Here is a 14013-nt window from a genome sequence, read left to right as displayed (position 1 = left end):
CGCCGCCCGGCGGACCGAGCCTCGTGCCCGGCCGCCGGGCGTTGTCGTTTCCCGGGCGGCGTGAACGGAATGTCCGCGGTTTGTGCCAGGGTTGACCCGTGCCCACTCGCCAGCGCGCTGCGCGCCCCGCCGACATGCCCGTACCGACCGATGCCCGCGAGGTCTTCACCGACGGCGCGTGCTCCGGGAATCCGGGTCCGGGCGGCTGGGCGTGGGCGGTGGACGAGACGCTCTTCGCGTCCGGCGCGGAGCCGGTGACGACCAACCAGCGGATGGAGATCCGAGCCGCGCTCGAGGCGGTGACCGCGCTCGACGGTCCCCTGGTCGTGGTCAGCGACTCGACGTACGTCGTGAACTGCTTCCGGGACCGCTGGTGGGCCGGCTGGCTCGCCCGCGGCTGGGTCAACTCGGCCAAGAAGCCGGTAGCCAACCGCGATCTCTGGGAACCCCTGATCGATGCGGTACGAACTCGCGGCGACATCGCCTTCCGCTGGGTCAAGGGCCACTCCGGCGATCGCCTGAACGACTATGTCGACCAACTCGCCGTAGCCGCTACCCGCAGCCTCCAGCTCGGCTAACCAGCCGGCGCCGGGTCGCTCGGTCGTGGGTGCCGGGTCGCTCGTGGTGGGTGCGGTGGTCGTGCGCCGAGCCGCTCCGCGCGGTGGGTCCTGGTCTTGGTGTCGCGGGTTGCTCGGTGCTGTGGGTTCTGGTCTTGTTGCTGCGGGTTGCTCGGTGCTGTGGGTTCTGGTCTTGTTGCTGCGGGTTGCTCGGTGCTGTGGGTCTCGGTCTTGTTGCCGCGAGTCACTTGGCGCCGCCAGCCCCGAACTTCTTGCCGGGAGCCCTTGAGACTTGAGTCGCTCGCGTCTTGAGCCGATCCTCGGCAGCTGGATCGGTCGCGGCCGGAAAGGGCGGCGACTACTGGGCAGGCGGTGCGCGAGGCCGAACCGCGTCGCGGAAGCGAGGCGCGGCGGCGAGTGGAACCAGCGGTCCCCGGGCCGGCGCGCGGGGGACGGACCGCCTGCCGGACCGCCACGCGGCCCTTGAGACTTGAGTCGCTCGGATCCTCGACGGCTGTATCGGTCGCGGACGCGAAGAACGGTCGCGGCCGGAAAGGGCCGGCTACTACTGGGGCAGGCGGCGCGCGAGCCGAACCGCGTTGCGGAAGCGATGCGCTGCCGCAAGTGGAACCAGCGGCCCCTGGGCCGGCGCGCGCGGGGACGGACCCGCCACGGCCTTTCGCCCCCGGAATCGCAGCCGGCCGGCTGCTCGCAGCCGCGACCGTCCAGGGCCTGGAGTGGAATGGTGCGTGAGTTGCGGCTCCAGGATCATGACCCGGACCGGGCGACGCCCGAGGTTGGCAGGGGCGGAATCCCGTGAGCTGGAAGGGCGTGGACTGGAACGAGGTTCGAGTCTTCGGCGGCTATCACCGGGTGATCAACTGTGCCGGCCTGCAGTCGACCGGCGGGCGACGACCCGGCAGGTCGGACCGCAAGATCTGTCGCGTTCCGTGATCCGGCCGCACCGAGCGGACGAAAAGGGCAGCGAATCTGGACCGGATCGCGGTCAGATCGTCCGTTCGATGTCGGCAGGGGTTGGGACTGCCGGCTCGGACCGCAAGATCTTCGGTATGGCAGCGACGCCCGATGCTCGGGACTCGGCCGGGCGTCTCCACACACACGGATTCGAGTTCTCGAGCCGGTGACGATCGACGCCCGATAACCCGGTGCCGGACTCGCGATCGCCGCGGCCCGGCGCGTCCTGCTTTCGTGCGTACCGCAGGACTCGCCACCCGAAGCTGCACCGGCTCTGAGCCGGTCGCGGCTCTGCCGTACGACCTCGAAGCTCGCATCTTCCGCGAGGGCCGCGACGCTGAAGGGCAGCGAGACGGACGGCGATGGTGCCCGGGCGCACCGGGCGCACCGGGCGAGGCCGCTGGTCGGGTTTGCTGGCGGCGGTTGGGTCAGCCGATCGAGAAGGTTCGGGGCGCGGCGGCGTCGTCCAGGCGGGTCACCTCGACCTGGCGGACTCGGCCGGGTGCTCCCGGGCCGCGGAGCCAGTCGAGCAAGCGCTGGACTGCGGGCTCGTCGCCGTACGCTTCCACGTCCACGCTGCCGTCGGGCCGGTTCACCGCGGAGCCGGTCAGCCCGAGAGCTCGGGCCCGGTCGGCGGTCCCGTACCGGAAGCCGACGCCCTGCACCCGTCCGGTGACCCGAACCCGGATCGCTGCCATGGCTCCAGTCTCGCCCAGCCGTGAGGCGGCTGGGCACCGGAACCGGAACGTTCCCCGGACCCGCGTGGCCACTGCTGGCCCGGCCCGCATGGCCGTCGCAGAGGGTGACGGCACGGCGCGGTCGGCACAGGGTCGGGAACTGCGCTGAGCGAGGGACGCGTTGCCCGGCGCGTCGGGCCGGAACAGGGTCAAGACGTCCGATCGGCGCACGGGTGCGAGCCGGCCTTAGCGCGGGTCGCGTCGGAGCGCGTCAGAGACCGAGTCGCTGCGAACCGGAGACAGTTCCGGGCGAGCCCGGCCCCGGCGATCTCGCGGTACGGACCGCCCAGCCTGGGCACGGACGAATGCAGCATGCCGAACGGTCCGCGGGCCGTAGCGGTTTCAGTCAGGACTGCCGCACCTGCAACGGTCGGAGCGCCCGGTCGTGCCCAGCACTCCGTGCCCCCCAAATCTCCGCATCGACCAGTCACTACTGCAGCGACACGCCGGCAAAACGCCTGCTTTTGTGACCGGTCGGCGGGTTGGGGGTTAGACGTGGGCGTTGCGTTTGGCTTGGGACTTGTGCTTGGCGGGGCCGCACCAGCGGGCGAGGGCGGCTCGGACCTCGCCGGCGTCAGGCCGGTCGCCGGCCCAGGCGATGTAGCCGTCCGGGCGGATCAGCCTGGCCGTCATCCCTCGTTCGGTCCCGGTGCCGAGGGTGACCCGGTCCCGCCAGGCCTCCATCGGGGCGTGGCTGGACTCGGGCGGCAGGATCAGCAGGAAGCGGCCGTTGCGGAGGGCGGCGTAGACCCGGGTCGGGGCGCCGCCGACGGTCAGCGAGTCGTCGGGGGAGCGGGTGCCGGTCAGGCGGTGGGCGCCGAAGGACCGTTGGTAGTGCAGCCCGATGCCGGAGATCTGCTGGACGACGCGGTCCGGCACGCGGGCCACCCGGCTTGCCGTCTCGATGACCCAGTTGGCCCGCTGCCAGAACGGCGTCTCGGCGATCGCGAGGCGGAGCAGGGCGCCGCTCGCCCGCAGCGCCGCGCGCCCCACCGGATGCCGCTCGGCGTGGTAGCCGTCCAGCTGCCGAGGCGGAGCATGGCCCTTGATGGCCGCGGCCAGCCGCCAGCCGAGGTTGGCGGCGTCCTGCAGGCCGACGTTCATGCCGAGACCACCGGCCGGGGAATGTACGTGGGCGGCGTCGCCGGCGAGAAAGACGCGGCCGACCCGATAGCGCGGCACCTGCCGCTCGTCGCTGTGGAAGCGGGACAGCCAACGCGCCTCGGTGAGCCCGAAGTCGGTGCCGCCGACCCGGATCAGGACGTCGTGCAGTTCCTCCAGGTCGACCGGCGCGTCCTCGGGCAGCTGGCGGTCCCGGCTCCAGGCGATGACCCGGTACCAGCCGTCGCCGAACGGCACCGCGAAGAAGAAGCCGGCGGAGCCGCGGTCGAAGGTGAGCTCCTCCTCGGGCGGGTCGGACAGCCAGACGTCGGCCAGTACAACCGACGACACGACCGTCTTGCCCGGGAAGGGCAGCCGCAGGGCGCCGCGCACCGTGCTGTGGACGCCGTCGGTGCCGATCAGCCACCTGGCCCGATGGTTGGTGGTGACGCCGTTGCGGTCCAGCAGGTCCACCTCGACGCTGTTGGCGTCCTGGTGCAGGCCGGTCATCCGCAACCCGCGCCGGATCGTGGCGCCGAGCCGGACCGCCCGCCTGGTCAGCAGCCGTTCGGTCTCGTACTGCGGGGTGACGAGGAGGAACGGGAAGCGACTCGGCAGGGTCGACAGATCGACCACGAGCGACTCGAACAGGACCGACAGCTGGTCCACCTCGACCCCGGTCGCGACGAGCTGATCGGCGATCTCCCGGGCATCCAGCAGCTCGAGGGTCCGCGCGTGGACGGCGAAGGCGCGGGTGAGATTCGATTCCTCGTGACGCTGCTCGATGACCGTGCAATCGATGCCGTGACTGGCGAGATCTCCGGCCAGCAACAGTCCGGTGGGTCCAGCTCCGACGACGAGCACCTCAGTCTGGGCCATCATCGATCCCTTCCTCGCAGTTTGTTCGACATTACCTGGGATCGATCGGCAGAGATAGCAGACCGGCCCGGGAAATGGAGTCCCCGGGCCGGTCGTTTGTTCGCTGGAACAGTTCGCTCAGTAGCGGCGAGCGCCCTGGTACGGCATGTAGCTCATCTTGATGTAGCCGACCGGCTTGCCCGGCCGGGAGGCGTGCAGGACCTTGCCGTTGCCGGCGTAGATGCCGACGTGGCTGATGCCGGAGTAGAAGAAGACGAGGTCGCCCTTCTTCAGGTCCGACTTCTTGATCTTCTTGCCCTTGCGGAACTGGCCGCCGGCCGAGTGCGGCAGCTTGATGCCGGCCTTGCGCCAGGCGGCCTGGGTCAGCCCGGAGCAGTCCCAGCTGCTGGGGCCGTCGCCACCGTAGGAGTAGCGGTCACCGATCTGCTTCTTGGCGAACGCGAGCGCGATCTCGCCCTTGGAGCCCTTGCTGGACGAGCTGGACTTCTTCTTTTTCTTCTTGGGCTTGCTGGTCTTGACCTTCACCTCGGCACCGGCCTGGAGCGCCCGCCAGACGCCGGCGGTCGCCTTGCCGGAAGCCTTCCAGCCCTGCGAACGCTGCAGCGACTTCACGGCGTCCCGGGTGATCGGGCCGAAGTAGCCGGTCGCCGGCACCTTGCGCCCGGAGGCGGTCAGCGCGGACTGCAGCCGCTTCACGGACTTGCTCTTGTCGCCGTACCGCAGCGTCGGCTTGGAGCCGCGCGACAGCAGGGCGACCCAGGTGCGCCGGTTCATGGTCCCGGTCTTGGACAGCTTGACCTTGCCCTGGAACTTCTTCAGTGCCTTGACCTCGGCGGCGGAGAACTTGCCGTTGGTCTTGATCCCCTTGTAGCCGGCCGACTTCAGCAGGCACTCGGCGGCCTTGGCGCTCTTGCTCTTGGTGCCCTTCTTGACGTGCCCGTACGACTTCAGGGCCGTGGTGCATTTGGCGGCGGCATCGGCCGTCGCGGCTGATCCGATTCCGATGGTCAGGGCGAGCGCAACGCTCGCGACCCCCGAAACCAGAATCTTGGCGATTCTTCGCATTCCTTGGCTCCCCTTAACGCCTCGGAATCGAGCGTTCGGGGAACAGCCCTGCCCCCTGACAATTGGGCACAGCATCGCCCCCGAGCGATCGATTCGCCGGCCTCCCCAGCCGACTTCGGTGACGTTATCAAGTCGAGATAAAAGAAATCAATCCGTGATCTGCACCGGGAACCGAACCGCTGGAGTGCTAGTCCAGAGTTGAGTAACCTTTAAAACCATCTAGTACGGTTACGTAAGGAGCCGAACCGGAAAAGGAGGCGGCACGATGCGTTTCACCAAGACCAGACATCTCGACCGCGAATTCGACGGCCTTCGATTGCACTATCGCGAGGCAGGCGTGCCGACTTCGACGGCCGTACTGCTGCTGCACGGATCGCCGAGTTCCTCGTATTCGTTCCGTGAGGTGCTGCCCGCCTTGGCCGAGCACGCGTACGTGATCGCGCCCGATCTGCCCGGCTTCGGGTTCTCGGACCCGCCGCCGCTGGCGGACTACACCTTCGACCGGCTGGCCTCGATGATCGATGTCCTGCTGCAGGACCTCGGCGTCGAGCGGTACGTCCTCTATCTGACCGACTTCAGCACTCCCGTCGGCTACGTCCTGGCCCTCCGGCACCCGGAGCGCGTGCTCGGCCTGGTGGTGCAGAACGGCAACGCCCACGAGGCCGGGCTCGGGGCGGCCTGGGATCCGGTCCGCCGGTTCTGGGTCGACCCCAGCGAGGAGAACCGGGCGGCCATGGGTGATTGGCTGAACTTCGAGGGCACCCGGGACACCTATCTCAGCGGCCTGCGGCCGGAACTGCGGGAACTCCACCCGGCCGAGTCGTGGCACCTGGACTGGGAGCGGCTGTCCCGGCCCGGCTTCGTCGACCTGCACTTCCGGCTGTTCTGCGACTACCGGCAGCACGTCGCCCGGTTCGCCGAGATCGCGGACTTCCACGCGACCCGCCGGCCGCCCGCGCTGCTGCTCTGGGGCCGGCACGACCCGTACTTCGACATCGCCGAGGTGCTGGCGTACCACCGTGCTCTGCCCGAGCTGGACGCGCACCTGTTCGACGCCGGGCACTTCCTGCTGGAGACGCACGCCGCCGAGGTCGCGCCGCTGCTCACCGGCTTCGTCGACGACGTCCTCGGCCGTCACCCGGAACAGTTGCTCGCCCTCCGATGAAGACGGTCACCCGGTGGACCGATGATCATTTCATCGCCGGCGACCTCGCCCTGGACTTCGCCAACACGGTCTATCGGCGGCTGCCCGAGGTCGGGGCCGACCTGCTCGACAGCGGCGCCGCCCTGATCGGCTGGTACGTCCACGCCGGGCTGCTCCGGCCGGCCGAGGGCGACGCCCGGCGCGTCACCGCGGGTCAGCTGGCGGCCGCGCGCCTGCTGCGGGCTCGGCTCTGGGCCGTGCTGGAGGCCCAGCGGGTCGGGAACGAGCTGCCGTCCGGGGCCCTGGCCGGGCTGCTGGCGTCGGCCCAGGCGGGCCTGGAGCGCGACCTGGTGGTGGCCGCGGACGGGGCGGTGACGCCGCGCACCGCGGCCGGGGCCGGTGCGGCGGTCGCCCTGCGGGCCGTCCGGCTGGTGCTGAACCCGCCGGCGCGCCCGGTCCGCAGCTGTGACCGCTGCGGCTGGTACTTCCTGGACACCTCGCGCGGACGGCGGCGGCGCTGGTGCAGCATGAAGACCTGCGGCAACCAGGCCAAGGCCGCTCGGTTCCGGGAGACGCACGCCTGACCTGGGCCGACGCGCTGCCCGCCGATTTGGTACGGCCCGCGAGGCTCGCGTACTCTGAACGCTGCCGAAGACCGCTGGTTGATCCTTGGATCGCTAACGAGCCCGTACCTACGGGTGGCCCGCGCAGGTGAAACGAGAAGCTTGTTCCCGATCTTGGATCGTGGCCGAAGCCCCGTGTCGCCGAGCGCGCCGGGGTTCTTTCATGTCCGGGACCTGCCGGTCGTCTTCGGAAGCGCCACAGCGCGTGGCGTGAACGACGAAGTGGAGGAGACGATGGCGAGGCCGGACAAGGCAGCCGCGGTCGCGGAGTTGAAGGACAAGTTCACCAACTCCGCCGGCGCCGTGCTGACCGAGTACCGCGGGCTCACCGTGGCGCAGCTCAAGGAGTTGCGTCGCAACCTGGGTGAGGACGCGACCTACGCCGTGTCGAAGAACACGCTGACCAAGATCGCGGCCCGGGAAGCCGGCGTCGAGGGCGTCGAGGAACACCTCGTCGGCCCGACCGCGATCGCCTTCGTCGACGGTGACCCGGTCACCGTCGCCAAGGGTCTGCGTGACTTCGCCAAGGCGAACCCGCTTCTGGTGATCAAGGGTGGCGTGCTCGAGGGCAAGTTCCTCAGCGTTGACGAGGTCAAGAAGCTTGCTGACCTCGAGTCTCGCGAGGTCCTGCTCGCGAAGCTCGCCGGCGCCATGCAGGGAACCCTGCAGAACGCCGTGTCCCTCTTCGCCGCACCGCTCTCGCAGGCGGCGCGCGCCGTCGCCGCGCTGGAGAAGGCGGCGACCGAGGACCCGTCCCTCATCGGTGGAGCCGGCACGCCGGCCGCCGCCGAGGGCAACCAGGAGCCCAGCAACGAAGAACTGGCGGCAGCGCCCGCTGCAACTGAATCCGATGACGCAGCGACCGCTGCCGAAGACAAGTAAGGAAGGACCGCCACCATGGCGAAGCTCAGCACCGAAGAGCTCCTGGACGCGTTCAAGGAGCTGACCCTGATCGAGCTCAGCGATTTCGTGAAGCAGTTCGAGGAGACGTTCAACGTGACCGCCGCCGCTCCGGTGGCCGTCGCCGCCGCTGCCCCGGCCTCCACCGGTGGTGGCGACGCCGCCGCCGAGGATGCCGCTAGCGACGAGGTCGACGTGATCCTCGAGTCCGCCGGCGACAAGAAGATCCAGGTCATCAAGGAGGTGCGGACCCTCACCAGCCTCGGCCTGAAGGAGGCCAAGGATCTGGTCGAGGCCGCGCCGAAGGCGGTCCTGGAGAAGGTCAACAAGGAGACCGCGGACAAGGCGAAGGAGGCCCTCGAGGCCGCCGGCGCCACCGTCTCCTACAAGTGAGTTTGATCTTCGGCTGAATCGCGGACAGCGGGCGGCGGACCTCCGGGTCCACCGCCCGCTTTTCGTTGTCCGGAAGGTTATTCCAGGCCCATGCCGCGCCGGCCGACCTGGTTGAGATCGGCCCGGGTGAACCGACCGGACCAGTCCACTTCGTAGTGCTCCGCCGGGAAGTCGCTCGGGCTGGAACCGGTGTCGAACGCGGCCAGCACCTCCGCCGCGTACTGCTCGTTGCGCGGGCACCACGGCGCGGCCGGGATGTACATGACGTTGCCCCAGCCTTGTTGATCTTCGACCGGTGCGACGCTGTGGATCATGTCGCAGTGCCACCACACCGAGTCGCCGGCCCGGACGTCGGGGATGCCGCTGACCGCGCGCAGCAGCAGGGCATGCCAGCGTTCCAGGGCCGGGAAGACCTGACCGGTGGTGACGCCGCACAGGTCGTCGTCCGGAACGTCGGACAGCAGCGGCCGCAACATCAGGTACGCCATCGCCTCGGGGATCGGCACCGTGTGCAGGACGCCTTGATCATGGTCCATGTCGGAGAGCGCGGTCCAGCCCTGGAAGGTACGAAACGCCGAGCACATGGTGCTGCCCGGGTATTGCGGGCCGGACGTCCGGTGGGCGGCGTCCCACGGGTCGTACTCCTCGACGGTGCCGTCGAAGAGGTGGTGGAACGCACGCTGGTTGCCCTCGGTCATCCAGAGGTCGAGCGTGCCGGGATCGAGGTGGCTGCCGAGCCCGCCGGAGTTCGTGCCCGGCGGCCGGCGCCGGATCCGGTCCGGATACAGCGAGTCGCGATCGGGATCGAACCACCGCACGCCGTCGGACTCGCTGCGCCACTGGGCGTTGAGGAAGGACTGGACGGTCGCCATCCGGTCGCTCTGCCGGGCCTGCATCTGGGCGGGTGACCAGTAGATCGGGTAGATCTCGGGCTTGGAGTCGACGCTGCCGAAGAAGTCGTCGCCGGGCCCGCGGTAGTTCTCGAAGAACCGGTTCGTCTCGACGTACTCGACGATCGCGGCGTCCCAGGCCAGGGCCTGCTCGCGCGGGAAATGGCCGCGGACCACGAGACAGCCGCGGCGGCGCAGCTGCGCCAAGGCGTCGGCGGAGACCGTGCCGCTCTCGATCTCGGCGTAGTCGATCACCGGCCAGATCGCCTCGCCGCGCGCGGCGGTCGCCTCGATCTCCTCGACCTGCTCCGCGATGCGGCGCTCGACCACGGCGAACACCTCCTCGACGGTGCGGCCGGAGGCCTCGATCCGGGCTCGCAGGGCCGGCTTGAGTTCGGTGATCGCGGCCTTCAGGTCGGTCGGGGGTGACTCCCAGTGCGGCAGCCGGGGCAGGGTGTCGGGCGCTTCGTTGCGGGTGGGGGCTGACATGACACACTCCTCGATTTAGGAAGGACTCCTTATTTAAATCAAGGTACGACAGCGTCGGCGGTTTGGGCAAGAGTCCTTCCCAAAGTAGGACCCGGCCTTCTAGGCTCGGCCCGTGACCCTGGCCAAACCGTCGCTGGGCCTGCTCCGGTCGCTGACCGACGAGCACGTCCTGAACGAGTTGGTCGCGGCCGGCCGGCTGACCCGGGCCGAGCTGTCCGCCCGGACCGGCATCTCCAAGCCGACGATCGCCGAGAGCGTGCGGCGGCTGACCGACGAGGGCCTGCTGCGGGACACCGGCGAACGGTCCACCGGGCGCGGCCGGTCCGGGTCCTATTTCGCGCTCGCCGACGGACTCGGCGCGGCGCTCGCCGTCGAGGTCACCGCGGCCGCGATCGTGGCGGAACGGCTCGAGCTGTCCGGTGCGACCCTGGCCCGGGCCGTCGAGGAGGTTCCGGCCGATCCGGAGCCGGACGGCGTCGCCGCCGCCCTGGCTCGCGCCGCGGAACGAGCGATCGGGGACACCGGGCCGGCCCGGCTCGCGGTCGTCAGCGCGGCCGATCCGGTCGATCGCGCCACCGGGCGGCTGGTCGAACTGCCCGACTCGCCCTTCCTGGTCGGCGAGCTCGATCCGCCGGCCGTGCTCGCCCCGTACGTTTCCGGTCCGGTCACCGTGGACAACGACGTGCACTGGGCGGCCCGGGCCGAGCTCGAGGACGGCGGCCCGGCCGACTTCGTCTATCTCTATCTCGGTGCCGGGCTCGGCGCGGCGATCGTCAGCGACGGCGCCGTCCGGCGGGGCGCCGGTGGCATCGCGGGCGAGGTGTCGCACGTGGTCACCATCGGACCGGACGGCCGGGCTCTGCCCTTCACCGCGGTGTTCGAACGGCTCGGGCTGCACCGGCCCGGCTCGTCCGCGATCGACGTACCCCTGCTGCTGCGGCGGTTGGCCGGCACCGGACCGGAGCCGACGGCGACGGCCGACGCGGTGGTGGCGGCGGTCTGCGGGGTCCTGGTCACGATCATCTCGCTGACCGATCCGGAGTTGATCATCGTCGGCGGGTCCTGGGGCACCGACGAACGGCTGATCACGGCCGTGCTCGAGCGGCTGCGCGACCAGCCCCGGCGGACCGCGGTCCGGTCCGCGACGGCCGCCGCCGATGCTCCGTTGACCGCGGTCCGCGAGTTCGCCCTGACGGCGCTCCGCCGGGAGGTGCTGGCCAGACCTTGATCAGTGCCAGTTGCTGATCTTGACGTCGTTCGGTGCCGGCTCGCCGGTGCCGGTCTCCGCCAGCTGCTTGAGGCTGAGCAGGAACGTCGCCCACTTGGTGCTGCAGTGGTGCATGAACGGTCCTGCCTCGCGCCAATCGGTGTGGCTGAACAGGACGATGGTGAAACCGTCCTCCTCGGAGAGCTCGAAGTTGATCTTCGTGTCGATCCACTCGTCGGGGCCGGCGACGACCTGCCAGCCGACCCGGCGGCCCGGTGCGGTGTCCAGGACCCGGATGTCGAACCCGGCGGGCGGCGGTGCGCCCTCGAAGCGGAACTCGATCACGCCGCCGGGGTTGGGGTCTCCTTTGGTGTCCACGGTCCACCAGCCGGCCAGGCCGTCGATGGTGGTCAGGGCGTCGAAGACCTGATCGGGGGTGGCGAGGATGCCGACCCGGTGCAGGATGTCGACCATGATGATCACTCTTTCTGTGGGGTGAGTGCCCGGTTTCGGGCGTGGTGGTCCGCACCGCGGCGGCTGCCGCGGTGTCGTGTGTGTGTGGGTGGTTCGGGTTCAGTGGTTGGTGCGCTCGATCGCCTCGGCGATCCGCTTGATCCGCTGCAGCCGGGCGTCCCAGGCGTCGCCGACGCTGGCGAGCTGGGCGACGGCGCGGGCGAGGCGGGCCTCGTCGACGACGTAGCGGCGTTCCCGTCCGGCCGCGGTCGCGTGGACGAGGCCGACCCGGTCCAGCACGGCGAGGTGTTTGGCGACCGCCTGCCGGGTCACCGGAAGTTGATCACTCAGCGAGGTGGCGGTGCCGCCGCCGTCGGCCAGCAGCAAATCCAGCATGCGCCGCCGGGTCGGGTCGCCGACGGCGGACCAGAGCTCGTCATCGATGGTCGTGCTCACGGCCGGGAGACCAGCCGGGGCGCGTAGGCAGCGAGCCGGGGCAGGAAGTGGTCCCAGCCGTTGCTGTGGTCGCGGTGGGTCGCCTCGACCAGGTCCGGTTTCCAGCCCTGGTCCTGGAAGCCGGTCTCGGAGAACCGCAGCAGGGTGCCCCCGTCGGCGGGGATCAGGTCGAAGGTGACCAGGAACGAGTTGTCCGCTGCCGCGGGTACGCCGTCGTCGTGCACCCAGCGGAACGCGAACCGGCGCGGCGGGTCCGCCTCGATCACCGTGAGCGGCACGACATGGGCCGCAGGGTCGGCCGGGTCGCCGAACGTGACCGAGCCGACGGCGCCGGGCGTCGGGGCGAGGTCGGCCTCGTCCGGCCACCACTCCCGCAGGTGTTCGGGCGTGCTGATCACCTGGTACACGACCTCGGGGCTCGCCTCGATCCGGATCTCCCGCTCGATGCTCTCGTACGGCATGGGACGCTCCTCTGCTTTCGCAACCTTTGGTTGCAGATGAAGGTACGCCAGGATCGGTGGATGTGCAACTAGTGGTTGCGAATCGAGTGATCATTGACGGGGCGTGCGGTCCGGCCTTCAATGGTCCGCGACCCGTACCAATGCGCTTTATCACTCCGGGGTGGTGATCCGGCTGACGACGAACCGGCCGAACCTTGTGCTCCTGATGGTCGACCAGTGGCGCGGGGACTCGCTCGGCGTGGCCGGTCACCCGGTCGTCCGGACCCCGTACCTGGACGCGCTCGCCGCCTCCGGGTCCCGCTTCACCAGGGCCTACTCGGCCGCGCCGACCTGCACGCCGGCCCGGGCGTCGCTGCTGACCGGGCAGCGGCCGGCGACGCACGGCCGGGTCGGTTACCAGGATCATGTTCCGTGGACCTACCCGGTGACGCTCGCCTCTGAACTGACCCGGCACGGTTATCAAACCCAGGCGGTCGGCAAGATGCACTTCTTCCCGGAGCGCTCGCAACTCGGCTTCCAGAACGTGATCCTGCACAGCCCGCTCGGCATCATCCGGTCGGCCCGGCGGCGCGGGATCGATCCCGACCTGGTCGACGACTACCTGCCCTGGCTGCGACAACGTCTCGGCCGGGACGCCACGTTCCATGATCACGGACTGGACAGCAACTCCTGGGTGGCCCGGCCGTGGGACAAGCCGGAGTCGGTCCATCCGACCAACTTCGTCGCCGAGCAGGCGATCGACTTCCTGCGCCGGCGCGACCCGACCAAGCCGTTCTTCCTGTTCGCCTCGTTCAACGCGCCGCATCCGCCGTACGACCCGCCGGCCTGGGCCTTCGATCAGTACCGCGATGCCGCGGCACCGAAGCCGCCGGTCGGTGACTGGGCCGACGCGTTCGCCTCCGTGGCGGCACCGCACGACTCGCGGTCGTTCCACGGCCGGATCGCGCCGGACGACCTGCGCCGGGCTCGGGCGGGCTACTGGGGCCACATGTCCCATGTCGATCAGCAACTGAACCGGCTGCTCGAGGAGGTGGTGCATTATGGCGTCCGCGACGACACGTACGTCTGCTTCGTGTCCGACCACGGCGAGATGCTCGGTGATCATCTGCTGTTCCGGAAGGGCTTCCCGTACGAGGGCTCGGCGCGGATCCCGATGCTGCTCAGCGGTCCGGGTGTTCCGGCCGGCGGCGTTCATGATCACCTGGTCGAGCTGCGCGACGTGATGCCGACCCTGCTCGACTGCGCCGGCCTGCCGATCCCGGACCGGGTGGAGGGGCGTTCCTTCCTGCCCCTTGCGCGGGGCGAGAAGATCACCTGGCGGCCCCGGCTGCACGGTGAGCATGCGATGCTCGGCCAGTCCTTCCAGTGGTTCACCGACGGCCGCGAGAAGTACGTCTGGCTCAGCGGGGACGGCCGCGAGCAGCTGTTCGACCTGGTCGCCGATCCCGAGGAACGCTGCGATCTCGCCGGCCGCGCCGACCGGGCCGACCGGCTCGCGTACTGGCGGGCGCAGTTGATCACCGAACTCGCCGGGCGCGAGGAGGGCTTCACCGACGGGCACCGGCTGATCCCCGGCCGCCCGGTCCGGGCCACGCTGAGTTCACCGGCGGCGCCGTCGGACCGCCCATAAGCCGATATCGGGAAAGTTCCCGGAGGCTGTCGATCGGAGTGTGGTCGGGTCGT

14 protein-coding genes are annotated in these 14013 nt (G+C 70.0%); 7 read left to right on the top strand and 7 right to left on the bottom strand.

The window, feature by feature from the left end:
- The first annotated feature begins 98 nt into the window (after window positions 1-98).
- The gene (locus BKA15_RS12895; protein ID WP_312878995.1) at window positions 99-578 is read left to right on the top strand and encodes a ribonuclease H family protein; all 480 of its coding nucleotides are present in this window, start codon (window positions 99-101) and stop codon (window positions 576-578) included.
- Window positions 579-1960: 1382 nt separating this feature from the next.
- Here the strand turns inward: BKA15_RS12895 and BKA15_RS12890 are convergent.
- From BKA15_RS12890 to BKA15_RS12880, 3 genes are all read right to left on the bottom strand, one after another.
- The gene (locus tag BKA15_RS12890; protein WP_179751332.1) at window positions 1961-2230 is read right to left on the bottom strand and encodes an acylphosphatase; all 270 of its coding nucleotides are present in this window, start codon (window positions 2228-2230) and stop codon (window positions 1961-1963) included.
- Between the two features lie 528 nt (window positions 2231-2758).
- A complete protein-coding gene (locus BKA15_RS12885) occupies window positions 2759-4252 on the bottom strand; it encodes an FAD-dependent monooxygenase (protein ID WP_218871282.1) in 1494 nt (497 codons plus the stop codon).
- Between the two features lie 114 nt (window positions 4253-4366).
- Window positions 4367-5314, bottom strand: a complete 948-nt coding sequence (locus tag BKA15_RS12880) for a C40 family peptidase (RefSeq protein ID WP_179751330.1) — start codon at window positions 5312-5314, stop codon at window positions 4367-4369.
- Between the two features lie 265 nt (window positions 5315-5579).
- Between BKA15_RS12880 and BKA15_RS12875 the strand changes: the two genes are divergently transcribed.
- From BKA15_RS12875 to rplL, 4 genes are all read left to right on the top strand, one after another.
- Window positions 5580-6479, top strand: a complete 900-nt coding sequence (locus BKA15_RS12875; RefSeq protein WP_179751328.1) for an alpha/beta fold hydrolase — start codon at window positions 5580-5582, stop codon at window positions 6477-6479.
- Complete coding sequence (locus BKA15_RS12870; protein WP_179751326.1) at window positions 6476-7042, top strand: CGNR zinc finger domain-containing protein; 567 nt, start codon at window positions 6476-6478, stop codon at window positions 7040-7042. The genes BKA15_RS12875 and BKA15_RS12870 overlap by 4 nt, the downstream gene beginning before the upstream one ends.
- A gap of 273 nt (window positions 7043-7315) precedes the next feature.
- Window positions 7316-7963, top strand: a complete 648-nt coding sequence (rplJ, locus tag BKA15_RS12865) for a 50S ribosomal protein L10 (RefSeq protein ID WP_179758433.1) — start codon at window positions 7316-7318, stop codon at window positions 7961-7963.
- A 15-nt stretch (window positions 7964-7978) separates the two neighbouring features.
- Complete coding sequence (gene rplL / locus BKA15_RS12860; protein ID WP_179751324.1) at window positions 7979-8374, top strand: 50S ribosomal protein L7/L12; 396 nt, start codon at window positions 7979-7981, stop codon at window positions 8372-8374.
- Window positions 8375-8451: 77 nt separating this feature from the next.
- Here the strand turns inward: rplL and BKA15_RS12855 are convergent, their stop codons facing one another.
- Window positions 8452-9753: a DUF1479 domain-containing protein gene (locus BKA15_RS12855; protein ID WP_179751322.1), complete on the bottom strand. Its 1302-nt coding sequence runs from the start codon at window positions 9751-9753 to the stop codon at window positions 8452-8454.
- Window positions 9754-9865: 112 nt separating this feature from the next.
- On the opposite strand from BKA15_RS12855, the gene BKA15_RS12850 reads away from it, so the two are divergent.
- On the top strand, window positions 9866-10981 hold the full coding sequence (locus tag BKA15_RS12850; RefSeq protein ID WP_179751320.1) for an ROK family transcriptional regulator: 1116 nt from the start codon (window positions 9866-9868) through the stop codon (window positions 10979-10981).
- On the opposite strand, the gene BKA15_RS12845 is transcribed toward BKA15_RS12850, so the two are convergent.
- The 3 genes from BKA15_RS12845 to BKA15_RS12835 form a co-directional block, all read right to left on the bottom strand.
- Window positions 10982-11434 carry an SRPBCC family protein gene (locus BKA15_RS12845; protein ID WP_179751318.1) on the bottom strand — a complete coding sequence of 151 codons (453 nt, stop codon included), beginning with the start codon at window positions 11432-11434 and terminating at the stop codon, window positions 10982-10984.
- Window positions 11435-11533: 99 nt separating this feature from the next.
- The gene (locus BKA15_RS12840) at window positions 11534-11869 is read right to left on the bottom strand and encodes an ArsR/SmtB family transcription factor (RefSeq protein ID WP_179751316.1); all 336 of its coding nucleotides are present in this window, start codon (window positions 11867-11869) and stop codon (window positions 11534-11536) included.
- On the bottom strand, window positions 11866-12330 hold the full coding sequence (locus BKA15_RS12835) for an SRPBCC domain-containing protein (RefSeq protein WP_179751314.1): 465 nt from the start codon (window positions 12328-12330) through the stop codon (window positions 11866-11868). Before BKA15_RS12835 ends, BKA15_RS12840 begins: the two co-directional genes overlap by 4 nt.
- 160 nt (window positions 12331-12490) lie before the next feature.
- On the opposite strand from BKA15_RS12835, the gene BKA15_RS12830 reads away from it, so the two are divergent.
- The gene (locus BKA15_RS12830) at window positions 12491-13960 is read left to right on the top strand and encodes an arylsulfatase (protein ID WP_312878993.1); all 1470 of its coding nucleotides are present in this window, start codon (window positions 12491-12493) and stop codon (window positions 13958-13960) included.
- The last annotated feature ends 53 nt before the right edge of the window (window positions 13961-14013 follow it).

It is taken from the genome of Microlunatus parietis (genome assembly GCF_013407955.1).
Classification (GTDB): Bacteria; Actinomycetota; Actinomycetes; order Propionibacteriales; family Propionibacteriaceae; genus Microlunatus; species Microlunatus parietis.
Note: the sequence above shows the minus strand (reverse complement) of the source record. Positions and strands in the feature narration are given on the sequence as shown.